Source organism: Kitasatospora sp. cg17-2 (assembly GCF_054031055.1).
The window spans coordinates 4,318,123-4,343,175 of record NZ_CM132923.1; the positions used below are offsets into that span (position 1 = coordinate 4,318,123).

Consider the following 25,053-nt stretch of genomic DNA (forward strand, 5'->3'; position numbering starts at 1 on the left):
GCTCCGCCGGCCGACCGCCGACGCTCTGCCGTTCGAAGGAGAAGTGCAGTGCAGATCCTCCCGTTCTACGCCGTCTGCGACGAGTCCTCGTCCATGACCTTGTACATCGACACCCTCAACAAGGCGCTGTTCGAGCTCCACCAGGAGATCAGCACCAACCCGACCGTCGCCGACAAGACCCGGTTCGGGCTGATCGGCTTCTCCACCGACGCCCACGAACTCCAGCCGCTGGTGGACCTGAGCGACCTGGAGGAGCTGCCGGCCCTGGAGGCCTCCGGCCTGACGTCCTTCGGCAGAGTCTTCGACCTGCTCGGCCGGGCGATCGAGCGGGACGTGCGGGAGCTGAAGGCGGAGGGCCACGACGTCTACCGTCCGGTGGTCTTCTTCCTCTCCGACGGCGAGCCGACCGACACCGACTGGGAGCAGCCCTACCAGGACCTGCTCGCCGCCGCGTTCCGGCCGCACATCATCGCCTTCGGCATCGGCCAGGCCGACCGGACGGTGATCGCGCAGGTGGCGACCTTCAAGGCCTTCATGCAGGAGGACGGGGACGCCGACGTGGCGCCCGCGCTGCGGGAGTTCGCGGCCAGCCTGACCCGGTCGATCGTGCGCTCGGTGAGCGGGGCGACCGCCGCCGGCACCGGTATGAGCCTCCAGGTCGACGACCAGGTGTCCGGCTTCACCGCCGTCTCGCTCGACAAGCTCTGAGCCGGGCCGCCGGATGAATCCGCACGAGAGCCCGACGCCGGCCGGCCAGGTGCCCGAGCCCGGGCCGGAGCACGCGCCGACCCGCAAGGTCGACCCGATCGAGCTCGCCGCCTCGGTCTACGAGGACTGGGACCCCAAGCCGCCGGACCCCGCGCCCGCCGACCCCGGTCCCGCGCCCGCCGACGCCGTCGTGGGGCCCGTCGTCACCCCCGGGCGGGTGACGCCCGAGGACTTCCTGCCCCGGCCGATCGGCCGGGGCCCGGCCGCCGTCCGCGAGCCCTGGGCGGACCCGGTGTCGCCGCTCGGCGGCCCGGTCGAACCGGCCGCGGCCGCACCCACGGCCGTACCCACCGCCGCACCCGCGGCCGTACCCACCGCCGCGCCCACGGCCGTACTCCCGGCCGAAACGCCCGCGCCCGCGGGAGGCACGCCCGTCGGAGGCGCGCCCGTCGGAGGCGCGCCCGCCGCCGACCCGGTCGTCCGGCCGCCCTCCTTCCGCACCCCGGGACCGCTCGCCCACGTCGGCCGCAAGGCCCCCGCCTATCCCGCCGAACCGACCGACATCCCCGCCGTCCGCGGCGGCGACCTCTACGGCGGCCTGCTGCCCGACACCGTCGTGGACGGCGGCCGGTTCGGCCCGGTCACCGTCCGGGCCGCCTCCGTCCGCGGCGACTCGCACCGCTACGCGGCCGAGTGCCGGCAGGACGCCGCGCTGGTGGTCCGGGCCGGCGGGCTGCTGCTGGTCGCGGTCGCCGACGGCGTCGGCTCCCAGCCGCACTCCCACCACGGCTCCAACGGCATCGTCCGGCTGCTGGCCAAGCACGTCCTGCCGAACGCGGACACCCTGCTGGACCTCCTGCGGACCGGCTCCGCCGCGGACTTCACCGGCCTGACCGACCGGCTCGTCGCCGCCGCGGCCGAGGAGCTCGCGCAGGAGGCCGAGCGGTTCGGACATCCGCCGAAGACCTGGTCGACCACCCTCCGGGCGCTGCTGGTGCCGGCCGACCCGGAGGTCCCGGCCCGGGGCTTCCTCGCGGTCGGCGACGGCGGACTGCTGCGCCTGCGCGCGGACGGCTGGGAGAACCTGGACGCCGACGGGGACGGCGGCGACGGCACGGGCACCCTGATCAGCACCCGGACGGACTGCCTGCCGGAGGCGTACCGGCTGGTCCGGAGCGCGCTGATCACCGACACCCGTCCCGGCGACGTGCTGGTGCTCTGCACCGACGGCCTCGCCCTCCCCCTGGTCAAGGAGCCCGAGCTGCGGGAGTTCCTCGGCGGGCGCTGGGGCCGCGAGGTGCCCGGCCTGGCCGAGTTCCTCTGGCAGGCCCAGGTCCGGGTGCGCAGCTACGACGACGACCGCTCGGTCGTCTGCCTCTGGGAGGCACCGGCATGACCGCCCCGGACCTCGCCGGCGCGCTGGCCGGCGGCGCGGACGTCGGCCTCGCCCTGCTGCCCTCCGGTCCCGAGGCCGGCCGCGGCGGCCAGGGCCTGGTGCGCCGGCTGGACGGCGTCCCGGGGGTGCTGTTCAAGCGCTACCTGGAGCCCCGGCGGGTGCACGGCCCGGCCCTGGCCGAGCTGGTCGCGCTGCGGCTCGCCCTGCCGCCGGACGACCGGGAACGGCTGGACGCGCAGGCCGCCTGGCCGCTCTGCCGGGTGGTCGACGGCCCGGACTGCGTCGGCTTCCTGATGCGCGAGGCACCGGCCTCGATGACCTGGCGGACGGCCTCCGGCGGCTCCAGGCTCACCGAGGCGCAGTACCTGCTCTACCCGGAGAAGCCCGCCACCCAGGGCGTCGTCCGCCCGGACCCGGAGCAGCGGCTGGCCCTGGTGCTGGAGCTGCTGGGGCTGATCGGCCGGCTGCACCGCCTGGGGCTGGTGATCGGCGACCTCTCGCACGCCAATGTGCTCTGGTCGGTGCGGCCCGGACCGGCGGTGCACCTGCTGGACTGCGACGGCATCCGCCGGATCGGGGCGGCGCCGGTGCTGGAGCAGGCCGACACCCCCAACTGGTCCGACCCGCTCTCCCCGCACGGCAGCGCCGCCTCGGCGGACAGCGACCGCTACAAGGCGGCGCTGCTGGTCGGCCGGATCCTGGCGCAGGACCCGTACCTGGTCCCGGGAGCGCCGTTCGAGCCGCTGCCCGGGATGCTGACGGAACGGCGGCTGGTCCTGGCCCGCCGGGTCTGGGCGCAGGCCGGCGGACCGTACGGGAGCCGGCCGGACCCGACCGCCTGGCTGCTGGCGCTCGGCGGCCGGGGCAGCATCCCGCTCGCCCCGGCCGGTGCCGCGGTGCCGCGTCCGTCCCGGCCGGTCGACGAGCGGCTGTTCGACCGCCGGGCACCCCGGGGCAGCATCCGGCTGCAGCGGCCGGACTGACCGGCGCCGGGCGGGGCAGGACACGGCGGGGCGGGACAGGGCGGGGACCTGCGGGTCCTCCGCCCCTGGGGCCGGACGGAGCGCGTGCGTACGATGATCCTTCCGGCTCCCCCTCACGGCCTGGAGTGATCGACCGATGACGACGACGGTGAAGTTCGACCCCTGGTCCGCGGCGTTCGTGGCCCACCCCTACGACGCGTACACCGAACTGCGCGCCCAGGGTCCGGCCACGTACTTCGAACCCACCGACCAGTGGCTGGTCCCGCGCTACGCCGACGTCGGCGCGCTGCTGCGGGACCGCCGCCTCGGCCGCACCTACACCCACCGGTTCAGCCACCAGGAGTTCGGCCGCCCCGAACCCGACCCGGCGCACGAGCCGTTCCACACCCTCAACGACAACGGCCTGCTCGACCTGGAGGCCCCGGACCACACCCGGATCCGCCGCCTGGTCTCCAAGGCCTTCACCCCGCGGATGGTCGAGGGCCTGCGCCCGACCGTGCGGCGGCTGGCCGACGAACTCGTCGACGACCTGCTCGCGGCCGGCGGCGGCGACCTGATCGCCGCCGTCGCCGAGCCGCTGCCGGTCGCGGTGATCGCGGAGATGCTCGGCGTCCCGGAGTCCGACCGGCACCTGCTGCGCCCCTGGTCGGCCGACATCACCGGGATGTTCGAGCTCAACCCGTCCGAGGAGACCGCCCGCCGGGCCGTCACCGCGAGCACCGAGTTCTCCGACTACCTCCGCGCCCTGATCCGCGACCGCCGCACCGCCCCCGGCACCGACCTGATCAGCGCGCTGATCCAGGCCCAGGAGGGCTCCGACGCGCTCAGCGAGCAGGAGATGGTCTCCACCTGCGTCCTGCTGCTCAACGCCGGCCACGAGGCCACCGTCAACACCACCGGCAACGGCTGGTGGGCGCTGTTCCGCAACCCCGCCGAACTCGCCCGGCTGCGCGCCGACGTGGACGGGCTGCTGCCCACCGCCGTCGAGGAGCTGATGCGCTGGGACACCCCGCTGCAGATGTTCGAGCGCTGGGTGCTGGAGGACATCGAGATCGGCGGCGTGACCGTCCCGCGCGGTGCCGAGATCGCCCTGCTCTTCGGCTCCGCCAACCGCGACCCCGAGCGCTTCACCGACCCCGACCGGCTCGACCTCGGCCGCGCCGACAACCCGCACATCACCTTCGGCGCCGGAATCCACTTCTGCCTCGGCGCTCCCCTTGCCAGACTGGAGCTCACCGAGTCCTACGGCACCCTGCTCCGCCGCGCCCCGGGCCTGCGGCTGGTCCGCGAACCCGAGTGGCGCCCGGGCTACGTGATCCGCGGACTGGAGGAACTGCTGGTCGAGGTGTGACGCACGAGGGGGAGCGGGCCGTGGGCGACAAGGCGACGGGGGCCCTGCTGGGGCTGGCGATCGGGGACGCGCTGGGCAAGGTCACCGAGTTCTCGGAGGTCGAGCTGATCGCGTGGCAGTGGCCGGACTGGCGACGGCTGCCGCTGCCGGAGGACGGGCTGGTCACCGACGACACCCAGATGACGCTGGCCCTGGCCCGCGCCCTGCGCACCGCCCTGGCGGACGGGCCGCTCACCCCGCAGGGCCTGGAGCCGCCGCTGCGCGCCGAGTTCCTCGCCTGGGCGAGCTCGCCGGAGAACAACCGCGCCCCCGGCATGACCTGTCTGCGTTCCTGCGACCGGCTCGCCTCGCCCGGGGTGCGCTGGCAGCTCGCCAGCGACCTCGGCTCCAAGGGCTGCGGCGCCAATATGCGGGTCGCCCCGCTCGGCCTGGTCCGCGAGCTGACGACGGCGCAGCTGGCCGGCGCGGCCCAGCTCCAGTCCGGCCTCACCCACGGCCACCCCACCGCGCTCGCCGCCAGCGAGCTCACCGCCTACGCCGTCCGCAAGCTCGCGGAGGGCCTGCCGCCGGCCGGGCTGCCCGCCGTGTTGCGCGCGTACGCGCTCTCCCGCCGCGGCCACTACGACGCGCCCTGGCTCGACGACCTCGCGGCGCACGCCCAGGACCGCAGCACCGAGGGCTTCGCCACCCGCGGCTGGGACGAGTGCCTGGCGGTGCTCGACCGGCTCGACGCCGCGCTCGCCGCGCCGGACGTCGAGGCCGACCCCTGCCTGGCCACCGGCGAGGGCTGGATCGCCGAGGAGGCGCTCGCCTCCGGGCTGCTCTGCTTCCTGCTGCTCCCGGACGACCCGGTGGCCGCCGTCCGCCGGGCCGCGTACTCCTCCGGGGACTCCGACTCGATCGCCTGCCTGGCCGGCGCCTTCGCCGGGGCCCACGCCGGCGCCGACGCCTGGCCGGCGGACTGGGTGGAGCGGATCGAGCACCGGGACGAGCTGCTGGAGTTCGGCGCGCTCTGGGACTGACCGCCACCGGCCGCCGCCCGGCACGGCGGCCCTCCCGGCGGAACCGGGTCCGGGCGGGGCGCGTCGAAACGGCACCGAGGCGCGGGCACCGGTCCGTGCCGGGACCCACGGGCGAGGTCAGCCATGTCCGCCACGACCGTCCGCACCCGCCGCCCGGCGGTGCTCCTGCTCTGCTGCGCGGCCCTGCTCACCGCCTGCGGCTCCACCGGAACCGGTGCCGGGACCGGGGCCGAGGTGGTCCGGGTCGAATCCGCCTCGCTGCCCCCCGCGGACCCGGCGGCGGTCGCCGCCACCGCGACGGCGACCGCCGCGTTCGGGCTCGACCTGCTGCACACCCTCACCGCCGGTCCCGGCGCGGCCGGCGGCAATCTGGTGCTGTCGCCGTCCGGCCTGGCGACCGTGCTCGCGATGGTGCTGCCCGGGGCCCGGGGCACCACCGCCGAACAGCTGGCCCAAGCCCTGCACACCGGTCTCTCCCCCCAGCAGTACGCGCTCGCCACCGGCGCCCTGAACCGCGCCGGCACGCCGGACGGCAAGGCCGGGACCGTGCTCCGGCGCTCGGACGACCTCTGGGCCCAGCGCGACTTCCCGCTCGACCCGCACTACCTCGGGGTGCTGGCCGCCGGCTTCGGCACCGGGGTGCGCACCACCGACTTCCGCAAGGACCCGGAGGGAGCCAGGAAGGCCGTCAACGGCGTCGTCGAGAAGGCCACCGAGGGCCGGATCAAGGACCTCTTCGCCAAGGGGCAGATCAATCCGGACACCCGGCTCGCGCTCACCGACGCGCTGTACCTCAAGGCCGACTGGGCCCACCCGTTCAAGGCCGGACGGACCACCGGCCTGCCGTTCCACCGCCTCGACGGCTCCGCGGCGCCCGTGCCGACCATGGCCGGCACCGAGTCGCTGCGCTACGCCGAGGGCTCCGGCGGCATCCTCGGCGAGCCCTGGCAGGCGGTCGAACTCCCCTACGCCGGAAGCACCCTGGCGATGGACCTGATCGTGCCCGCGCAGGGCGGCTTCACGGCGTTCCGGCAGGGGCTGGACCAGGCGCAGCTGGACCTCGTGCTGGGCGCGCTCGCCGAGCGGACGGTCGACCTCACCCTGCCGAAGTTCCGCTTCGACAGCGGGAACGAGCTCACGCCCGTACTGAAGGCCCTCGGCGTCACCGCCGCGTTCCAGGAGGACGCCGACCTCTCCGGCATCCCGGGGCCGGGCGCCGCCGAGCGGCTGCGGATCGGCCCGGTGGTGCAGAAGGCCACCGTCCAGGTCGACGAGCAGGGCACGGTCGCGGCCGCCGGCAGCGGCGTCGGGGTGGAGGCGATGGCCGCGCCGGTACCGCGGGACCCGGCCCGACTGCACATCGACCGGCCGTTCCTGTTCCTGGTCCGGGACACCGCGACCGGGCTGCCGCTCTTCCTCGGCCAGGTCACCGACCCGGCGGCGTAGCTGGAGGTCACCGACCCGGCGAAACAGCCGGGGGTCACCGGCCCCGCGGCACGGCCGACGGCCCGGCGGTCAGACCGGGTAACGGTCCCCCAGCGCCGGATGGCCCGGCTCCCGGCTGCCGAACAGCACCAGCAGGTCGTCCGCCGTCCGCAGCAGCGTCTCCCGGCCCTCCACCGCCTCGATCCAGTCGGCCGGAAGCCCCGAGGCGCCGTACGTGGCGCCGACCAGGTTGCCGCAGACCGCACCGGTCGAGTCGCTGTCCCCGGAATGGTTCACCGACAGCAGCAGCGCCGTCCGGGCCGGCTCGGCGCCCTCCGCCCCCGCCAGCAGGCAGTACACCGCGATCGCCAGGCACTCCTCGGCGATCCAGCCGAGGCCGACCCGCTCCACCGCCTCCGCCGACGGCCCGGACTCCTGGGCCACCCGCACCGCCCGGGCCAGCGCCTGCACCGTCTCCTTGGAGGCCGGCCACTCCCTGGTCTGCTCCACCGTCTCGCCGACCGCCGCCCAGGGCTCCGTCCCGGCCGCCAGCCGCTCCACCAGCGCCGCGAAGGCGCCCGCCGCGAGGTAGCCGGTCGGGTGCCCGTGGGTCAGCTGCGCGCACTGCGCGGCCAGTCCGAACGCCTGCTCCGCCCCCAGCCGGCCGAGGCCGAACGGGGCCGAGCGCATCACCGTGCCGCAGCCCTTGGAGTGCGCGTTGATCGGGCCCGGCTGCCCCAGCGCCACCGGCGCCTCGAACACCGGGTGGTACTGCACCCCGGTCAGACAGGCGTTGCCGGGCGCCCGCCGCGCGTACAGGAACGGCTCGCGCAGCAGCCAGCCGTCGTACGGGTGGGGCAGCGGCTCGCGGTCGGGCGCGCCCTGCTGCTGGGTGAGCAGCCAGCGCCGGTACGCGCCGTGCACCGCCTCCGGCACCGAACCGCCGCCGCCGGACCAGCCCCGGACGAAGCCGCGGATCAGGCCCTCGGCGGTGAAGAGCGTCATCTGGGTGTCGTCGGTGACCTCGGCGACCAGCCCGCCGCCCGGCAGTCCGGTCACCCCGTCCGGCCCGAAGCGCTCGCGGATCTGGTCCAGCCGCTGGAACTCCACCGGCCAGCCCAGCGCGTCGCCGACCGCCCCGCCGAGCAGGGCGCCGCGCACCCGGTCCCGGTAGCCCGGGTCCGTCGTCGTACTCACACTGCCCGTCGTGTTCAACTGCCCACCCCTCGTCGGTCCCCGTGCCCTGTTGTACCAGGCGCTCCGGTCCCGGCCGAGGCTCCCCGCCGGACGGGCGGCCCCCGGGTCGGCCCCGGGGGCCGCCCCGGGTCGGCCCCGGGTCGGCCCCGGCTCGGCCCCGGGTCAGCCCCGGATCTCCCCCGAACGGCCACGCAGGGACGCCCGGTCCGCCGCCGCCCGGCCCGCCGCCCAGCCCTCGCCGTCGCTCACCCGCACCCGCTGCGACACCAGCTTGGGGAACATCCGGCCGACCTCGTGGTCCACCGCCTCGGTGCGCGCCTTCAGGGCGGGCAGCAGCCGCTCGTCCGGGACCAGCTGCTCCGCCGTGCCGTCCTCGCGCAGGTGCCGGCCGGCCGCCGCCTCACTGGTCGTCCGTTCGGTCGCCTCGGTCAGCCGCTCCCGGATCCGCGCCGCGTACGCGACCAGGAAGGACTGCCGGAACGCCTTGGTCCGGGAGGCCCCGTCCAGGTGCTGCCGGGCCCCGGCCTGCTGCATCGCGTGGGTGGCCTGCACCAGCAGCGAGGTGTACAGCAGTTCGACGCCGTCGAGGTCGGCGTCGAAGCCGATCACGGTGCAGAAGCCGAACTCCTTCGCCCACACCACCCGGCAGCGGTTGGCCGCGGCCACGGCGTCCAGCAGCATCGTCTTGGGTCCCTCGTACGGGTTGTCCACCCCGATCCGCAGCGCGCCCGGGGCGTGCGGGTCGGCCCCCTCGACGGCGAGCAGCGCCTCGTCGATGCTGTGCTGGGCCATCAGCTGCTGGGCCTTGGCGGTCAGCGCCTCGGCCTCCTCGGGGAAGTCGGTGGACTCGGCCTTCGCCAGCAGGGCGCGGATCCGCGACAGCATCCGGGGCTCGCCCGCCACCGGGCCGCGCTGCCGCTGCTCCGGACGCGACGAGCGCGACGCGTGCGCCGAGTGCCCGGGGGCGGGGCCGACCGGGGCGATCGGCGGCAGCCGGCCCCAGCTGCGCAGCAGCTCCAGCAGCACGGTGGCCAGCGCGAACCGGTCCAGCCGGTGCCGCTGGGCGAAGCCGGACAGGTACGCCTCGTCGGAGGGCCACCAGACCTCGGCCTCCAGCTCCCGCAGCTGCTCCTGCCAGCGGCGGTCGAGCGCGGCGGCCGGGTGGCGGCGCCCCTCGGCGGCGATGAGGTCCACGGCGAGCGCCAGGTGCACCGGCTTCAGGTCGCGCCGCACCACCCGCGCCAGGTCCGCCGGGCGCCAGCCGGCCGACCAGCACCGGCCGACCGCCGTGTCGGCGTGGCCCAGCGCCGCCCGGCTCACCGCCGGCCACAACCCGGCGGAGGCCGCCAGCAGGGAGGCGCCGGTGTCCAGCGCGAGGTCCAGCCCCTCCTCGGGAGCCGTCACCACCTCGCGCACCGCCGTGTCCAGCAGCACCCCGACGTCCCCGCCCCCGCCGTTGCCACCCTGTCCACGCCTGCCCACGCCTACCTCGTCCCACGAACGGTCCCGTGCATCTCCCGCCCATGATGCCGGACCGCCCCTCCGGACGTCGGGTCCCCGGTGTCCCGGGGCTCCGCCGCTCGGACAGCTCGGGCCGATCAGGCCGCTCGCGCCGCTCGGGCCGCGACCGGCCGGCGGGCCCCCGGGCCGAACCCGGCCAGCGGCGCCAGCGCCACCAGCTGGCAGACCGCGACCAGCGGCAGGAACGCCAGGTCCGCCGCCGTCAGCACGGTCCCGACGGCCACCAGCGCCGGACTCCACCACCGCAGCACCCGCCCGGCCCCGACCGAGGCGCCCACCAGCAGCGCCAGCAGCCCCAGGTGGAACAGCAGCGGGAGCACCGAGTAGAAGACCGGTTCGACGCCCGGCCGGCTCTGGACCGCCTCGAACAGTCGGTGCTGGTCCGCCTTGTCCACCGCCACCGCGCCGACGTACAGGTCGATCCCGATCTGCCCCAGCGAGGCGACGAGCCCGGTGAACGCCGCACCCAGCGTCACCCGACCGGCCACCCTGGCCGCGGGCGTCCGACGCGGGCCGGCGGCCCGCTCCAGCGCCACCAGCAACGGGGCGAACAGCAGCAGGGCCAGCAGCAGCAGGCTGTGGCCGACCATCCAGCCGGGGCCGGGGGCGCGCGATCCGTCCAGCAGCCGGATGCCGCCGTACAGCCCCGCCAGCACGGGGGCGGCGAAGACGGCGAAGGTGGTGAGACGGGCGGGCGGCACGGTGTTCACGGGGCGCTCCTGACGAGGTGGGGTCCACCGGCCCGGCCGGCGGCTCCGGCGACGGCCGGCACCACGGATCCTGTCGGCCGGGGCCCTCGTCGCGGATCGCCCGCACCGGCGAACCCGGGGGCTCCCCCGCGCGGGGGAGGACACCCCCGCACCGGGTCCCGCGCACGGAAGGCGTCGGGGAAGGCGTCGAGGAGCCCGTCGAGGACGGCGCCCCCGCGCTCAGCCCTCGCCCGCCACCACCGCGCCCGCCTCGTAGGCGAACACCACCGCGTGCACCCGGTCCCGCAGCCCCAGCTTGGCCAGCACATTGCTGACATGGGTCTTCACCGTGTGCTCGCTCACCACCAGCTCGGCGGCGATCTCGGCGTTGGACAGCCCCCGGGCCAGCAGCACCAGCGTCTCCCGCTCGCGCGCGGTCAGCTGCTCCAGCAGCCGGGACGGCGGCCGCGCCGGGCGCTCGCCGGAGCCGGGGCGGCGGGCCGCGAACTCGCCGATCAGCCGGCGGGTCACCGAGGGCGCCAGCAGCGCGTCCCCGGAGGCCACCATCCGGACGCCGTGCGCCAGGTCGTCGCGGCGGACGTCCTTGAGCAGGAAGCCGCTGGCCCCCGCGTACAGCGCGTCGAAGACGTAGTCGTCGATGTCGAAGGTGGTCAGCATGATCACCTTGGTGCCCGGGTACTCGGCGCACACCCGCCGGGCCGCCTCCAGGCCGTCCATGACCGGCATCCGGACGTCCAGCAGCAGCACGTCCGGGCCGTGCACGCGGACCGCCTCGACCGCCTCGGCCCCGTCCGCCGCCTCGGCGACCACCTCGATGTCCGGCTGCGCGTCCAGGATCATCCCGAACCCGGCCCGCACCAGCTCCTGGTCGTCCGCGACGACCACCCTGATCGGCTTCACGCCCCCACCCTCTCCTCGGCGCCCAGCGGCAGCCGGGCACTCACCAGGAACCCCCGGCCCTCCGGCCCGGGACCGGCCTCCGCCCGGCCGCCGCAGGCCGCCGCCCGCTCCCGGATGCCGACCAGCCCCCGGCCGCCGGAGAGGCCGCCCGCCGCGCGGTCCGGCCGCGGCCGCACCCCGCCCCCGTCGTCCGACACCAGCACCACCAGTTCCGTCCCCTCCCGGAGCACCCGGACCACGACCCGGCCGGCCTCCGCGTGCTTGACCGTGTTGGTCAGCGCCTCCTGCACGATCCGGTAGCCGGCCGCCTCGATGTCGGCGGGCAGCGGCCCGGCCGGATCGTCGACCTCCAGCTCGACCCGCAGCCCGGTGCGGCGCACCCGCTCGGCCAGCGCGGGCAGTTCGGCCAGCCGGGGCTGCGGGGCCAGCTCCGGCACCGCGCCGTCCTCCTTCAGCACCCCCAGGACCCGCCGCAGCTGGACCATGGCGTCCCGCCCGGAGTCGGCGATGGTGTCGAAGACCTTGATCGCCCGCTCCGGGTCGCCGCGGACCACCAGCGGCCCCGCCTCCGCCTGGATCACCATCAGCGAGACGGCGTGCGCCAGGATGTCGTGCATCTCCCGCGCGATCCGGGCGCGTTCCTCGGCCACCGCGCGGGCGGCGTCACTGGCCGCCCGCCGGCCGGCCTCCCGGGCCCGCTCCGCCTCCACCGCCGCCAGCCGCCGCAGCTCCCGCACCAGGCAGCCGAAGACGAACGCGCCGACCGAGGTGAGCAGCGAGAACAGCGCGCCGTTCGGCGAGTGCGTGCCCACCACGTTGGCGACCACCGTCACCGCCAGCACCGTCCAGCGCTGCCGCTCCCCGGCCCGGTCGGCCACCGTGTAGAGGGCGACCACCGCGTACAGCGGCAGCTGCGGCATCGCCGAGTGGGCGAGCACCGAGAGCGCCGCCGACAGCCCGCCGCTGATCACCAGTACGGTGACCGGCGCCCGGCGTCGCCAGGGCAGCGGAAGGGCCGTGCCGAGCGCCAGCAGGTAGACCCACCGGTCCCAGGCGGTGTCGTCGTGGTACACCGACCAGAGCGAGACCGCCGCCGAGCCCACCGCCAACAGGCCGTCGACCACGTACGGGTCGACCCCGGTCAGCCGGGCGCGCCACCGCGCCGCTCGTCCCGTCACCGCGTCTCCCCCGTACTCGGGGACCCCCTCCCCGCCCAGAAGATCATGCCCGACCGGCAGCTCGGTGGGCAGTCCCGGCCCGGCCCCCGGTTCACCCACCGACGACCGCCACGCCCCCGGTCCCGGCCCGCGCCGTGATCCTGCGCGCCGCGCCGTCCTGCCGGGGCACCGTCACCTCGACCCCGCCGACCCCGGCCCCGGCGTCCACCGCGTACGGCTCGCCCCCGGGCACCGCGACCCGGACCCCGCCGATCCCGGCCCGGACCTCCACCGAGGTCGGGCTCGCGGCGAAGGAGAGCTCGACCCCGCCGGTGTCCGCGACCACCCGGACCTTCGCCGAGGTCAGACCGCTCGCCTCCACCCCGCCGACACCGGCCGTGGCCTGCACCTCCCCGGCCAGGCCGCGCAGCCGGATCCCGCCGGTCCCGCTGTTCAGCCGCACCGCCGTGCCGGCCGGGACGGTCACCTCGTAGCCGACCCCGCAGTGCGAGCAGTCGTACGCCAGCCGGAGCGTGCCGTCCACCAGCGAGTGCCTGGTCCGCGGCGGCTCGCCGCGGAAGTCCTGCTTCTCGACCACCCGCAGGGTGTCCCCGGCCCGGACCTCGATGCCGCCGGTCCGGCCGTCCACCACCAGCTCGTCCACCGGCCCGGCCACCCCGTAGGAGACCGTCAGCCGCTCGCGGCCCTCCTCCCGGTCCCAGAAGCAGCCGACCGAGCCCAGCGCCACCGCCCCGGTGATCGCCGCCGCCCCCAGCACCCGTCGCACGTCCATGCCCACGTCCTCCACCCGTCCTCGTTCCGACGGGTCAGAGCCTGCCGCGCCCGGCCCCCGCGACGCCTCCCCCGCGGGACCGGTCTCCGGCCCTCCCCCGTGCGACGGAGCCCGGGAACGCCGCAGGGCGGCCACCCCGTTCGGGGTGACCGCCCTGCGATCAGGAACCTTCGACTCAGCCGGTGTACGGGCCGTAGTCGTAGTCGTCCAGCGGGACCGCCTGGCCGGAGCCGGCGCCGAAGGGCGACAGGTCGTAGTCGTCGTAGCCGACGGCCGAGTACATCGCGGCCTTGGCCTCCTCGGTCGGCTCGACCCGGATGTTGCGGTAGCGGGGCAGACCCGTACCGGCCGGGATGAGCTTACCGAGGATGACGTTCTCCTTGAGGCCCAGCAGCGGGTCCGACTTGGCGTGGATCGCCGCGTCGGTGAGGACCCGGGTCGTCTCCTGGAAGGAGGCGGCCGACAGCCAGGACTCGGTGGCCAGCGAGGCCTTGGTGATACCCATCAGCTGCGGACGGCCGGAGGCGGGGTGACCGCCCTCGGAGACCACGCGACGGTTCTCGGTCTCGAAGCGGCCGCGCTCGACGAGCTCGCCCGGGAGCAGCTCGGCGTCGCCCGACTCGATGATCGTCACGCGGCGGAGCATCTGCCGGATGATGATCTCGATGTGCTTGTCGTGGATCGACACACCCTGCGAGTTGTAGACCTTCTGGACCTCGGCGACCAGGTGGATCTGGACGGCACGCTGGCCCATGATCCGCAGCACGTCGTGCGGGTTGGTGGCACCCATGGTCAGCTTCTGGCCGACCTCGACCGCCTCGCCCTCGCTGACGAGCAGCTTCACACGCTTCGAGACCGGGTAGGCGATCTCGTCGGTGCCGTCGTCCGGCGTGACGACCAGCTTGCGGGTCTTCTCGGTGTCCTCGATGCGGACCCGGCCCTGGGCCTCCGAGATCGGGGCCACACCCTTGGGGGTACGGGCCTCGAAGAGCTCGACGACACGGGGCAGACCCTGCGTGATGTCGTCACCGGCCACACCACCGGTGTGGAAGGTACGCATGGTCAGCTGGGTACCGGGCTCACCGATGGACTGGGCGGCGATGATGCCGACCGCCTCACCGATGTCGACCAGCTTGCCGGTGGCCAGCGAGCGGCCGTAGCAGAAGGCACAGGTGCCGACGGCCGACTCACAGGTCAGGATCGAGCGGGTCTTGACCTCGCTGATGCCGTGGCGGATCAGCTCGTCGATCAGCACGTCACCGAGGTCGGTGTTGGCGGTGGCGAGGAGCTTGCCGTCCACCGTGATGTCCTCGGCGAGCATGCGGGCGTAGACGCTGGTCTCGACGTCGTCCGTCTTGCGCAGGACGCCGTTCTCGACCGTGCCGATCGCCAGCTTGAGGCCGCGCTCGGTGCCGCAGTCCTCCTCGCGAATGATGACGTCCTGGGAGACGTCGACCAGACGACGGGTGAGGTAGCCGGAGTCGGCGGTACGGAGGGCGGTGTCCGCGAGACCCTTACGGGCACCGTGGGTGGAGATGAAGTACTCCAGCACGGAGAGGCCCTCACGGAACGACGCCTTGATGGGTCGCGCGATGGTCTCGTTCTTCGCGTTGGACACCAGACCACGCATACCGGCGATCTGACGCATCTGCATCATGTTTCCACGAGCACCCGAGTCGACCATCATGAAGATGGGGTTCGTCTTCGGGAAGTTCTCGTTCATGGCCTCGGCGACCTCGTTGGTCGCCCGGGTCCAGATGCCGATGAGCTCCTGCTTGCGCTCGTCGTTGGTGATCAGACCGCGCTCGTACTGCTTCTGGATCTTCTCCGCCTGGGCCTCGTAGCCCTCGAGGATCTGGCCCTTGTTCGGCGGGACCACGACGTCGGAGATCGAGACGGTGACACCCGAACGGGTCGACCAGTGGAAGCCGGCCGCCTTCAGGTTGTCCAGGGTCGCCGCGACGGTGACCTTGGGGTAGCGCTCGGCCAGGTCGTTGACGATCGCGGAGAGCTGCTTCTTGCCCACCTCGTAGTCGACGAACGGGTAGTCCTCGGGCAGCAGCTCGTTGAAGAGCGCGCGGCCCAGGGTGGTCTTCAGACGGAAGGACTCGCCCTCGAACCAGGACGACTGACCGTCCTCGTCCAGCGGCGGGGTCCAGCCGCGCGGCGGCACGGTGCCGATCGGCAGGCGCAGCTCGATCGGAGCCTGGACGCCCAGCTCGCGGGCGTCGAAGGCCATGATCGCCTCGGCGGTCGACGAGAAGGTGCGGCCGGCGCCCTTCACGTTGTCGCGGTCCGAGGTCAGGAAGAACAGACCGAGCACCATGTCCTGGGTCGGCATGGTGACGGGGCGACCGTCGGCCGGCTTCAGGATGTTGTTCGAGGACAGCATCAGGATGCGGGCCTCGGCCTGCGCCTCCGCGGAGAGCGGCAGGTGGACGGCCATCTGGTCACCGTCGAAGTCCGCGTTGAACGCGGTGCAGACGAGCGGGTGGATCTGGATGGCCTTGCCCTCGACCAGCTGCGGCTCGAAGGCCTGGATGCCGAGGCGGTGCAGGGTGGGCGCACGGTTCAGCAGGACCGGGTGCTCGGCGATGACCTCTTCGAGGACGTCCCACACGACCGGACGGGCGCGCTCGACCATGCGCTTGGCCGACTTGATGTTCTGCGCGTGGTTCAGGTCGACCAGGCGCTTCATCACGAACGGCTTGAAGAGCTCCAGCGCCATGGCCTTCGGCAGACCGCACTGGTGCAGCTTGAGCTGCGGGCCGACGACGATGACCGAACGGGCCGAGTAGTCGACTCGCTTGCCGAGCAGGTTCTGGCGGAAACGACCCTGCTTGCCCTTCAGCATGTCGCTGAGGGACTTCAGCGGGCGGTTGCCCGGACCGGTGACCGGACGGCCGCGACGGCCGTTGTCGAACAGCGCGTCGACGGCCTCCTGGAGCATGCGCTTCTCGTTGTTCACGATGATCTCGGGCGCGCCGAGGTCGAGAAGCCGCTTCAGGCGGTTGTTGCGGTTGATCACACGGCGGTACAGGTCGTTCAGGTCGGAGGTCGCGAAGCGGCCACCGTCCAGCTGCACCATCGGACGCAGGTCCGGCGGGATGACCGGGACGCAGTCCAGCACCATGCCGTTGGGCTTGTTGGTGGTCTGCAGGAACGCGGAGACGACCTTGAGGCGCTTGAGCGCACGGGTCTTCTTCTGGCCCTTGCCGGTGCGGATGATCTCGCGCAGGCGCTCGGACTCCTCCGCCAGGTCGAAGGTCTCGAGGCGGTCCTTGAGGGCCGCCGCGCCCATCGAGCCGGAGAAGTAGGTGCCGAAGCGGTCGCGCAGCTCGCGGTAGAGCAGCTCGTCGCCCTCGAGGTCCTGGACCTTGAGGTTCTTGAAGCGGGCCCACACCTCGTCGAGGCGGTCGAGCTCGCGCTGCGCGCGGTCGCGCAGCTGCTTCATCTCGCGCTCGGCGCCCTCGCGCACCTTGCGGCGCACGTCGGCCTTGGCGCCCTCGGCCTCCAGCTCGGCGAGGTCGGTCTCGGCCTTCTTGGCGCGGGTCTCCAGGTCGGAGTCGCGACGGTTCTCGATCTGCTGGCGCTCGACCGAGACGTGCGCCTCCAGGGACGGCAGGTCGCGCTGACGGCGCTCGTCGTCCACCCAGGTGATCATGTAGGCGGCGAAGTAGATGACCTTCTCGAGGTCCTTCGGCGCCAGGTCCAGCAGGTAGCCGAGGCGGGACGGCACACCCTTGAAGTACCAGATGTGGGTGACCGGGGCGGCCAGCTCGATGTGGCCCATCCGCTCACGACGCACCTTGGCGCGGGTCACCTCGACGCCGCAGCGCTCACAGATGATGCCCTTGAAGCGGACGCGCTTGTACTTGCCGCAGTAGCACTCCCAGTCCCGGGTCGGACCGAAGATCTTCTCGCAGAAGAGTCCGTCCTTTTCGGGCTTCAGGGTGCGGTAGTTGATGGTCTCCGGCTTCTTGACCTCGCCGTGCGACCACTGGCGGATGTCGTCGGCGGTGGCCAGGCCGATGCGGAGCTCGTCGAAGAAGTTGACGTCAAGCACTGGTCGTCAAGCCCTCTTTCGTAAGTCGAGAGTCGTTCATGTGGTCTGAGGGGGGCCTGGGGGCGGGCCGGCTGCTCGGTGAGCAGCCGGCCCGGCCTCCGTCAGACCTCTTCGACGCTGCTCGGCTCGCGCCGGGACAGGTCGATGCCGAGCTCCTCGGCGGCGCGGAACACGTCCTCGTCGGAGTCCCGCATCTCGATGGACTGGCCGTCCGAGGACAGCACCTCCACGTTGAGGCAGAGCGACTGCATTTCCTTGATGAGCACCTTGAAGGACTCGGGAATGCCGGGCTCGGGGATGTTCTCGCCCTTGACGATGGCCTCGTAGACCTTCACACGGCCGAGGACGTCGTCGGACTTGATGGTGAGGAGCTCCTGCAGCGCGTAGGCCGCGCCGTACGCCTCGAGGGCCCACACCTCCATCTCACCGAATCGCTGACCACCGAACTGCGCCTTACCACCGAGCGGCTGCTGGGTGATCATCGAGTACGGACCGGTCGAACGGGCGTGCAGCTTGTCGTCGACCAGGTGGTGCAGCTTGAGGATGTACATGTAGCCGACCGAGACCGGCATCGGGAACGGCTCGCCGGAGCGGCCGTCGAACAGCCGGGCCTTACCGGTGGAGTTCACCAGGCGCTCACCGTCACGGGTGAGGGTGGTGTGGTCCAGCAGGCCGGTGATCTCGTCCTCGCGGGCGCCGTCGAAGACCGGGGTGGCGAGGTTGGTGCCACCGTCGACCTGGTCGGCGCCGATCGCCTGCAGGCGCTGGGCCCACTCGTCGGCGAGGCCGGAGACGTCCCAGCCCTGCTTGGCGAGCCACCCGAGGTGGATCTCCAGGACCTGTCCCGGGTTCATTCGGGACGGGACACCCAGCGGGTTGAGGATGATGTCGACCGGGGTGCCGTCCTCCAGGAACGGCATGTCCTCGACCGGCAGGATCTTCGAGATGACGCCCTTGTTGCCGTGACGGCCGGCGAGCTTGTCACCGTTGGTGATCTTGCGCTTCTGGGCCACGTAGACGCGGACCAGCTGGTTGACGCCCGGGGGCAGCTCGTCGCCCTCTTCGCGGTCGAAGACGCGGACGCCGATGACCTTGCCGGACTCACCGTGCGGCACCTTCAGCGAGGTGTCGCGGACCTCACGGGCCTTCTCGCCGAAGATCGCGCGGAGCAGGCGCTCCTCCGGGGTCAGCTCGGTCTCGCCCTTGGGCGTGACCTTGCCGACCAGGATGTCGCCGGTGACGACATCGGCGCCGATGCGGATGATGCCGCGCTCGTCGAGGTCGGCGAGGACCTCCTCGGAGACGTTCGGGATGTCCCGGGTGATCTCCTCGGGGCCCAGCTTGGTGTCACGGGCGTCGACCTCGTGCTCCTCGATGTGGATCGAGGAGAGGACGTCGTCCTGCACGAGGCGCTGCGACAGGATGATCGCGTCCTCGTAGTTGTGACCCTCCCAGGACATGAACGCCACCAGCAGGTTCTTGCCGAGGGCCATCTCGCCCTCGTCGGTGCAAGGACCGTCGGCGAGCACCTGGCCGGACTCGACCCGGGCGCCCTCGTCCACGAGCACCTTCTGGTTGAAGGCGGTGCCCTGGTTGGAGCGGGTGAACTTGGCGGCGCGGTACGTGGTGTACGTGCCGTCGTCGTTCGCCACGGTGACGTAGTCGGCCGAGACCTCCTGGACGACACCGGCCTTCTCGGCGGTGATGACGTCCGCGGCGTCGACGGCGCAGCGGTACTCCATGCCGGTACCGACCAGCGGAGCCTCGCTCTTCAGCAGCGGCACCGCCTGGCGCATCATGTTCGAGCCCATGAGCGCGCGGTTGGCGTCGTCGTGCTCGAGGAACGGGATCATGGCGGTCGCGACCGACACCATCTGGCGCGGCGAGACGTCCATGTAGTCGATCTCGGTGCCGGGGATGTAGTCGATCTCGCCGCCGCGGCGGCGGACCAGGACACGCGGCTCCGCGAAGGTCAGCTCCGCCGTCAGCGGGGCGTTGGCCTGCGCGATGACGAAGCGGTCCTCCTCGTCGGCGGTGAGGTAGTCGACCTGCTCGGTGACGACACCCTCGATGACCTTGCGGTACGGGGTCTCGATGAAGCCGAACGCGTTGACCCGGCCGTAGGAGGCGAGCGAGCCGATCAGACCGATGTTCGGGCCTTCGGGGGTCTCGATCGGACACATGCGGCCGTAGTGCGAGGGGTGCACGTCTCGGACCTCGAAGCCGGCCCGCTCACGGGACAGACCACCGGGGCCGAGGGCGGACAGACGGCGCTTGTGGGTCAGGCCCGACAGCGGGTTCGTCTGGTCCATGAACTGCGACAGCTGGCTGGTGCCGAAGAACTCCTTGATGGAGGCGACGACCGGCCGGATGTTGATCAGGGTCTGCGGCGTGATCGCCTCGACGTCCTGGGTGGTCATGCGCTCGCGCACGACGCGCTCCATACGGGCGAGACCCGTACGGACCTGGTTCTGGATGAGCTCGCCCACGTTGCGCAGACGGCGGTTGCCGAAGTGGTCGATGTCGTCGACCTCGACGACGATGTCGCGGCCGGACTCGTCCTGCCACTCCACCTCGCCGGCGTGCAGCTTCACCAGGTACTTGATCGCACCGATGATGTCGGGCTCGGTGAGCACACCGGAGTCCAGCGACTCGGCGTTGCCGAGCTTGCGGTTGACCTTGTAACGGCCGACCTTGGCGAGGTCGTAGCGCTTCGGGTTGAAGTAGAGGTTCTCCAACAGCGTCTGCGCGGCCTCGCGGGTCGGCGGCTCCCCGGGACGCAGCTTGCGGTAGATGTCGAGCAGCGCGTCGTCCTGGCCCTGGGTGTGGTCCTTCTCCAGGGTGGCGCGCATCGACTCGTACTCGCCGAACTCCTCGAGAATCATCTCGTTGGTCCAGCCGAGGGCCTTGAGCAGCACGGTGACCGACTGCTTGCGCTTGCGGTCGATGCGAACGCCGACCATGTCGCGCTTGTCGATCTCCATCTCCAGCCAGGCACCGCGCGAGGGGATGACCTTGCAGGAGTAGATGTCCTTGTCGGACACCTTGTCCAGGGTGGAGTCGAAGTACACGCCCGGCGAGCGGACGAGCTGCGACACGACGACACGCTCGGTGCCGTTGATCACGAACGTGCCCTTGTGGGTCATGAGCGGGAAATCGCCCATGAAGACCGTCTGAGACTTGATCTCACCGGTCTCGTTGTTGGTGAACTCGGCCGTGACGAAGAGCGGGGCCGCGAACGTGAAGTCGCGGTCCTTGCACTCGTCAATGGAGTTCTTCGGCGGCTCGAAACGGTGGTCGCGGAAGGTCAGCGACATCGACCCGCTGAAGTCCTCGATCGGCGAGATCTCCTCGAAGATCTCCTCCAGACCGGACTTCGTGGGGACGTCCTGACCGTTGTCCAGCGCCCGCTCGACCCGGGTCTTCCAGGCCGCGTTACCGAGCAGCCAGTCAAAGCTCTCGGTCTGCAGGGCCAGGAGGTTAGGGACCTCGAGGGGCTCCTTGATCTTCGCGAACGAGACGCGGAGCGGGGCGGTGGATGCGGCGGAATTGTTCGAGGCGTTGCGCGGCGCGGCCAAGAGGGGGGTCCTTCCGAGGGCTCGGAGCTCACTACGCGCGTACCGGCCGGGCCTTCAGTGGCTCGGTCCCACCTCCCTCGCCGCTGGCCTCCGCCGAGGTCGAAACCTCAGGTCAGAGCCGCTTTGCGGAGGCGGTGCCAGACCCCTTCAGGGCAACGCAAACTCCGGGCGACGAGTCACGGAGCAGCTAACAGGCAGCGCAAAGGGACAGTGTAGCCAAAGGCGACACTGCTGTCCAGCTCTGATTCGGAGACCGAATCGGAGACTCCTCCCGGTAGCCGTCGGGCGCGAACGCCCTCCGGGTACTGCAGCGGCCCGGACTCGTCCGGGCCCACGACTCACGTGGAGTCACTTCCCTCCGGAGCCGCCGGTTATGCATCCGGCGGTCGACCAACCGGGGCGGACTCGCGCCTCGAGAATCGCGCGCGCCCGCCGGGTTCGTCAAGGGCCCGCCTCCGGTGCGGGCCTCGTCCCTTTCATCGCTCCGGGCCACCCCGGCGTTACAGAAGCCGTGGTCGGGGCCGTAGCCGATGACAGCGATCACCATACCCGTCCGCACCGACAGTGCCGAGTGCCCGATCGGCCGCGCCGCCGCGACCCGCCGGCGACCCGCCGGGGACCGGCCCGGGACGCGCCGGGGAGCGGCCACCGACCGGCCGCCCACCGGCCGTCCGGGGCCCGGCGGCCACCGGCGCGTCGGCCCGGAACGGCGGCCCGGCGCCGGCCCGGCAGCAGCCGGACGGCGCCGGAAACGCAAAAAGCCGGGCCGACCACCCGCAAGGGTGATCGGCCCGGCCCACTGCCCCCTCAGAGGGGGCGGCGAGTCACTTGACGGTGACCTTGGCGCCGGCGCCCTCGAGAGCGGCCTTGGCCTTCTCGGCAACGTCCTTGGCAACCTTCTCCAGGACCTTGGCACCAGCGGTGTCAACGAGGTCCTTGGCCTCCTTCAGGCCGAGGGAGGTCAGGGTGCGCACCTCCTTGATGACCTGGATCTTCTTGTCGCCAGCGCCCTCGAGGATGACGTCGAACTCGTCCTGCTCCTCGACGGCCTCGGCCACGGCGCCCGGGCCGGCGATGCCGGCAACGGCGACCGGAGCGGCAGCGGTGACGTCGAACTTCTCCTCGAAGGCCTTCACGAAGGCGGCCAGCTCGATGAGGGTCAGGTCCTCGAACTGCGCGAGCAGCTCGTCCTGGGTCAGCTTCGCCATGATTGGCGTCCTTCCACTAAATCGGCAGGTGGTGCCGGATGTACGGGTTGGCGGGCGTACGGGCCCGCAGCGAGGCAGGGCCTCGGCCGATTACTCGGCCGCGGTCTCCTCGGCGGCGGGAGCCGGCGTACCGGCACCGCCCTGCTCGACCTTTTCCCGAAGGGCCTCGACCGTGCGGACGAGCTTCGAGGGCAGGGCCTGGAAGAGCGCGGCAGCCTGCGACTGCTTGCCCTTCATGGCACCCGCCAGCTTGGCGAGCAGCACCTCGCGGGACTCGAGGTCCGCGAGCTTCTTGATCTCGTCGGCGGACAGCGCCTTACCGTCAAGGACACCGCCCTTGATGACGAGAGCAGGGTTCTCCTTGGCGAAGTCACGCAGAGCCTTCGCCGACTCCACCGGGTCACCGGTGACGAAGGCGACAGCCGTCGGACCGGCGAACAGGTCGTCCAGCTCCGTGATCCCGACCTCGTTGGCCGCGATCTTGGTCAGCGTGTTCTTCACCACGGCGTACTGGGCGTTCTCGCCCAGCGAGCGACGCAGGGTCTTGACCTGCTTCACCGTCAGACCGCGGTACTCGGTCAGCACCGCAGCGTTCGAGCCACGGAAAAGCTCCGTGATCTCGGCGACGGCAGCAGCCTTGTCGGGCCTAGCCATAGGCTTACGCCTCCTTCCGTGATGTCGAAATCAGGCCGACCGCGAGAGTCGACCATTCGCGCCTCGAACCGCTGGACGGAGGAGAACCTCTGCGGAAAAGCAGATGAGCCCCGGTGCGCAGGCGCACGGGGCTCTTGGTGAACTCGACGGGCCCACGTGCGAGGCACGCGACCCGGAGATCGAAGCTCCAAACAATCCTGCGCGGGCTGCCCGCGCACGAGGCGCGGATCCTTCGGTCACGCACTCCCTGACGGGGGCAGCGCGACAACCAGCGGTCTTTGGCTTCCGCCACAGTAGCCGGACGCCGCCGTCCGGGGCAAATCGCCCCTGGCGACAGCGGTGGGACGGCTCAGCGGGCCGTCGGCGGGATGCTGCGGGTGCCGGTGTCCACGGTGTCCGCCTCGGCCGGGGCCTGCGCCGAGAGCGGGCCGCCGGGCTCGGTGTAGAGCACCGAGTCGTCCAGCCGGCCGCTGTCGCCCGCCCCGGTCCGCTGCAGCCGGACCAGCTGGTCCTTGTCGTTCAGCCAGAGGTCCAGGGTGAGCGAGGCGGAGCCGCCGGGCGCCAGCGCCGTCCGCAGCCCCTCCCGGCGGGCCGGGCCCAGCTGGGTCTGCGCCGCCGCGTAGCGGGCCGCGTCGGTGCTCACCCGGTAGTGCTCCACCGTGGAGTCCTCGAACTTCTCCTCGCCGACGTACTGGGCGGTGGTCCCGTCGGCGGTCGCGGCGGCCAGCGCCACCACCGGGTTGAGCAGATCGATCAGCCCGGCGTACGGGATCTCCCGGTGCCCGTCCGGCCCCGGCGCCCCGGCGAACCGCTCCCAGTGCCGTCCGCCCAGCCGGGCCGCGGTGGCCGCGTCGCCGCCCTCGTAGGCGACGGTGTCCACGACGATCAGCTGCTCGGCCGCCGCCGGGGTGGAACGTTTGACCTGGAGCGCGGTCTTCGGCTGCCAGAACAGCGGGCCGGAGCCGGCGTCCGAGCCCAGCCGGTAGCTCACCTTCGCCCGGCGCGCGGTCTGCATGGCCAGCTGGGCCGAGAGCAGCACGCCGTGCGGCGAGCGGTCGGTCGGCTTGGCCGGCCAGGTCGGGGACGCGCTGCTGGGCGTCGGCGTCGGGGCGCCGGACTCGCTCGGCGAGCCGCCCGGGGCCGGGCCGTCCGCCCCGCCGCACCCGCTCAGGCCGCCCGCCAGCACCGCGGCGGCGACCACCGCCGCCAGCCGCTGCCGCACCGCCATCCAGGCCTCCCCGTCGGATCCGTCCTCGGCGGACGGCCACCCAGGCCGGCCCGTCCGCTCCCGCCCACCTTGCCACCCGGTCCCGCGCGGCTCCGTGGCACCCCCCGCCACTCGGCCGCACCGGCCGTCCCGGTCCGGCCGGTTCAGCCCGCGGGGGCCGACGGCGCGGCGGGAGCCTCGGCGGGCGCGTCGGTGGCGGCGCCCTCGGCCGGCTCGGCGCCCTCGGCGATGTCCGTGGTGGTCACCACGGCGCCGGACGCGCCCCGGACCGTGGACCGCACCCGCAGCAGCCGGTCCCCCGGCGCCACCCAGAAGTCGTACTCGACGGCGGCCACCCCGCGCCGCTCGTAGTAGTCGAGCTTCTCGTTCAGCCGGGCCGGGCTCAGCCCCTCCTCGGCGCCGAAGTAGTCCGCCACCGGCGCGGCGCCCCGGTAGTGCGCGACCGTCCCGCCGTTCAGCTCCTCGCCGCCCAGCGGGGTGAGCTTGCCGGCCAGCGCCATCAGCCGCGCCGACCCGCCCGGGTTGGCGAGCAGGCCGGTGATCCAGCCGCCGGACCAGCCGCCCTGTCCGCCGGCGACGGCCCGCGGGTCCAGCGACTCCGCCCGGTCCCGGTCCGCGGTCCGGGGCGCCGCGCCGGCGTAGCCGAGGTCCAGGGCGCCGTCCCGGCCCCGCAGCCGCCCGGTCCCCAGCTCGTCGGTCACGGTCAGCTCGGCCGAGTCGTGGGCGCCCCAGGACACCGTGCCGCTCGCGCTCCGCCGCCCCGCCGGGCCCTCCTCGACCGCCTGGATCCGCGCCCCGCCGGCGTCGTCCAGCCGTTGCGAGGCGGACAGCAGCACCTGCCGGGGCGGCCGGACGGTGGGCCGGTCGCTGATCGGGGTGCGGTCGCCGGAGACGGCCAGCACACTGCACGCGGTGAGGCCTGCGGCGAGCAGCAGCAGGGCCGCCCCCTTGGCGGCGGGGCGAAGAGCGGGCACGGCACACTCCGGCGGTCGGACGGCGGCGGGCTCCCTCGGCCGGGAACGCGCGGGCGGACCGGCCGAGCGTACGACGGACCGTCCGCCCGTTCCCCCGGCAGGGGGTATCGATCGGGGAACGACAGCGGGCCCGCACCCCCGGTGAAGGGGGTACGGGCCCGCCGTACGAAGGTCGGCTGCGA

18 protein-coding genes are annotated in these 25,053 nt (G+C 73.1%); 6 read left to right on the forward strand and 12 right to left on the reverse strand.

Annotated elements, in window-relative coordinates; all coding sequences use genetic code 11:
• Window positions 1-48 precede the first annotated feature (48 nt).
• The 6 genes from ACW14Y_RS18000 to ACW14Y_RS18025 all read left to right on the forward strand — a co-directional run bounded on the left by ACW14Y_RS18000 (window position 49) and on the right by ACW14Y_RS18025 (window position 6,906).
• The gene (locus tag ACW14Y_RS18000; protein WP_380304540.1) at window positions 49-708 is read left to right on the forward strand and encodes a vWA domain-containing protein; all 660 of its coding nucleotides are present in this window, start codon (window positions 49-51) and stop codon (window positions 706-708) included.
• 13 nt (window positions 709-721) lie between these two features.
• A complete protein-coding gene (locus ACW14Y_RS18005) occupies window positions 722-2,104 on the forward strand; it encodes a protein phosphatase 2C domain-containing protein (protein WP_456987609.1) in 1,383 nt (460 codons plus the stop codon).
• Window positions 2,101-3,087, forward strand: a complete 987-nt coding sequence (locus ACW14Y_RS18010; protein ID WP_456987611.1) for a hypothetical protein — start codon at window positions 2,101-2,103, stop codon at window positions 3,085-3,087. The genes ACW14Y_RS18005 and ACW14Y_RS18010 overlap by 4 nt, the downstream gene beginning before the upstream one ends.
• A 136-nt stretch (window positions 3,088-3,223) precedes the next feature.
• Window positions 3,224-4,438, forward strand: coding sequence for a cytochrome P450 (locus ACW14Y_RS18015; RefSeq protein ID WP_380304546.1), 1,215 nt, complete (start codon window positions 3,224-3,226; stop codon window positions 4,436-4,438).
• Complete coding sequence (locus ACW14Y_RS18020; RefSeq protein WP_456987613.1) at window positions 4,435-5,460, forward strand: ADP-ribosylglycohydrolase family protein; 1,026 nt, start codon at window positions 4,435-4,437, stop codon at window positions 5,458-5,460. Before ACW14Y_RS18015 ends, ACW14Y_RS18020 begins: the two co-directional genes overlap by 4 nt.
• Before the next feature lie 123 nt (window positions 5,461-5,583).
• On the forward strand, window positions 5,584-6,906 hold the full coding sequence (locus tag ACW14Y_RS18025) for a serpin family protein (protein ID WP_456987615.1): 1,323 nt from the start codon (window positions 5,584-5,586) through the stop codon (window positions 6,904-6,906).
• Between the two features lie 69 nt (window positions 6,907-6,975).
• Here the strand turns inward: ACW14Y_RS18025 and ACW14Y_RS18030 are convergent, their stop codons facing one another.
• From ACW14Y_RS18030 to ACW14Y_RS18085, 12 genes are all read right to left on the reverse strand, one after another.
• Complete coding sequence (locus tag ACW14Y_RS18030; RefSeq protein WP_380304552.1) at window positions 6,976-8,082, reverse strand: ADP-ribosylglycohydrolase family protein; 1,107 nt, start codon at window positions 8,080-8,082, stop codon at window positions 6,976-6,978.
• Between the two features lie 162 nt (window positions 8,083-8,244).
• Complete coding sequence (locus tag ACW14Y_RS18035; protein ID WP_380441612.1) at window positions 8,245-9,564, reverse strand: DUF2786 domain-containing protein; 1,320 nt, start codon at window positions 9,562-9,564, stop codon at window positions 8,245-8,247.
• A gap of 116 nt (window positions 9,565-9,680) precedes the next feature.
• Window positions 9,681-10,313 (reverse strand): hypothetical protein, encoded by a 633-nt coding sequence (locus ACW14Y_RS18040; protein WP_456987618.1) that lies wholly within the window; start codon window positions 10,311-10,313, stop codon window positions 9,681-9,683.
• Window positions 10,314-10,532: 219 nt separating this feature from the next.
• Window positions 10,533-11,153 (reverse strand): response regulator, encoded by a 621-nt coding sequence (locus ACW14Y_RS18045; RefSeq protein WP_051741712.1) that lies wholly within the window; start codon window positions 11,151-11,153, stop codon window positions 10,533-10,535.
• A gap of 56 nt (window positions 11,154-11,209) precedes the next feature.
• Complete coding sequence (locus tag ACW14Y_RS18050; protein WP_456987620.1) at window positions 11,210-12,391, reverse strand: sensor histidine kinase; 1,182 nt, start codon at window positions 12,389-12,391, stop codon at window positions 11,210-11,212.
• Window positions 12,392-12,482: 91 nt separating this feature from the next.
• On the reverse strand, window positions 12,483-13,163 hold the full coding sequence (locus ACW14Y_RS18055) for a DUF4097 family beta strand repeat-containing protein (protein WP_380388449.1): 681 nt from the start codon (window positions 13,161-13,163) through the stop codon (window positions 12,483-12,485).
• A gap of 175 nt (window positions 13,164-13,338) precedes the next feature.
• On the reverse strand, window positions 13,339-17,229 hold the full coding sequence (locus tag ACW14Y_RS18060) for a DNA-directed RNA polymerase subunit beta' (RefSeq protein ID WP_030393257.1): 3,891 nt from the start codon (window positions 17,227-17,229) through the stop codon (window positions 13,339-13,341).
• A gap of 101 nt (window positions 17,230-17,330) precedes the next feature.
• On the reverse strand, window positions 17,331-20,807 hold the full coding sequence (gene rpoB / locus ACW14Y_RS18065; RefSeq protein WP_380304562.1) for a DNA-directed RNA polymerase subunit beta: 3,477 nt from the start codon (window positions 20,805-20,807) through the stop codon (window positions 17,331-17,333).
• 824 nt (window positions 20,808-21,631) lie between these two features.
• On the reverse strand, window positions 21,632-22,015 hold the full coding sequence (gene rplL / locus ACW14Y_RS18070; RefSeq protein ID WP_328956411.1) for a 50S ribosomal protein L7/L12: 384 nt from the start codon (window positions 22,013-22,015) through the stop codon (window positions 21,632-21,634).
• Window positions 22,016-22,105: 90 nt separating this feature from the next.
• Window positions 22,106-22,669, reverse strand: coding sequence for a 50S ribosomal protein L10 (gene rplJ / locus ACW14Y_RS18075; RefSeq protein WP_030393254.1), 564 nt, complete (start codon window positions 22,667-22,669; stop codon window positions 22,106-22,108).
• Window positions 22,670-23,018: 349 nt separating this feature from the next.
• Window positions 23,019-23,897: a hypothetical protein gene (locus ACW14Y_RS18080; protein WP_380303015.1), complete on the reverse strand. Its 879-nt coding sequence runs from the start codon at window positions 23,895-23,897 to the stop codon at window positions 23,019-23,021.
• Window positions 23,898-24,040: 143 nt separating this feature from the next.
• On the reverse strand, window positions 24,041-24,871 hold the full coding sequence (locus ACW14Y_RS18085; RefSeq protein ID WP_380303017.1) for a hypothetical protein: 831 nt from the start codon (window positions 24,869-24,871) through the stop codon (window positions 24,041-24,043).
• Window positions 24,872-25,053 lie beyond the last annotated feature (182 nt).

Excerpts from the sequence above, each read along its gene's own strand:
- ACW14Y_RS18025 (WP_456987615.1), top strand. The coding sequence starts at position 5,584 with ATGTCCGCCACGACCGTCCGCACCCGCCGCCCGGCGGTGCTCCTGCTC.
- ACW14Y_RS18045 (WP_051741712.1), bottom strand. The coding sequence starts at position 11,153 with ATGATCCTGGACGCGCAGCCGGACATCGAGGTGGTCGCCGAGGCGGCG.
- ACW14Y_RS18005 (WP_456987609.1), top strand. The coding sequence starts at position 722 with ATGAATCCGCACGAGAGCCCGACGCCGGCCGGCCAGGTGCCCGAGCCC.
- ACW14Y_RS18080 (WP_380303015.1), bottom strand. The coding sequence starts at position 23,897 with ATGGCGGTGCGGCAGCGGCTGGCGGCGGTGGTCGCCGCCGCGGTGCTG.
- ACW14Y_RS18055 (WP_380388449.1), bottom strand. The coding sequence starts at position 13,163 with ATGGACGTGCGACGGGTGCTGGGGGCGGCGGCGATCACCGGGGCGGTG.
- ACW14Y_RS18015 (WP_380304546.1), top strand. The coding sequence starts at position 3,224 with ATGACGACGACGGTGAAGTTCGACCCCTGGTCCGCGGCGTTCGTGGCC.
- rplJ (WP_030393254.1), bottom strand. The coding sequence starts at position 22,669 with ATGGCTAGGCCCGACAAGGCTGCTGCCGTCGCCGAGATCACGGAGCTT.
- rplL (WP_328956411.1), bottom strand. The coding sequence starts at position 22,015 with ATGGCGAAGCTGACCCAGGACGAGCTGCTCGCGCAGTTCGAGGACCTG.
- ACW14Y_RS18010 (WP_456987611.1), top strand. The coding sequence starts at position 2,101 with ATGACCGCCCCGGACCTCGCCGGCGCGCTGGCCGGCGGCGCGGACGTC.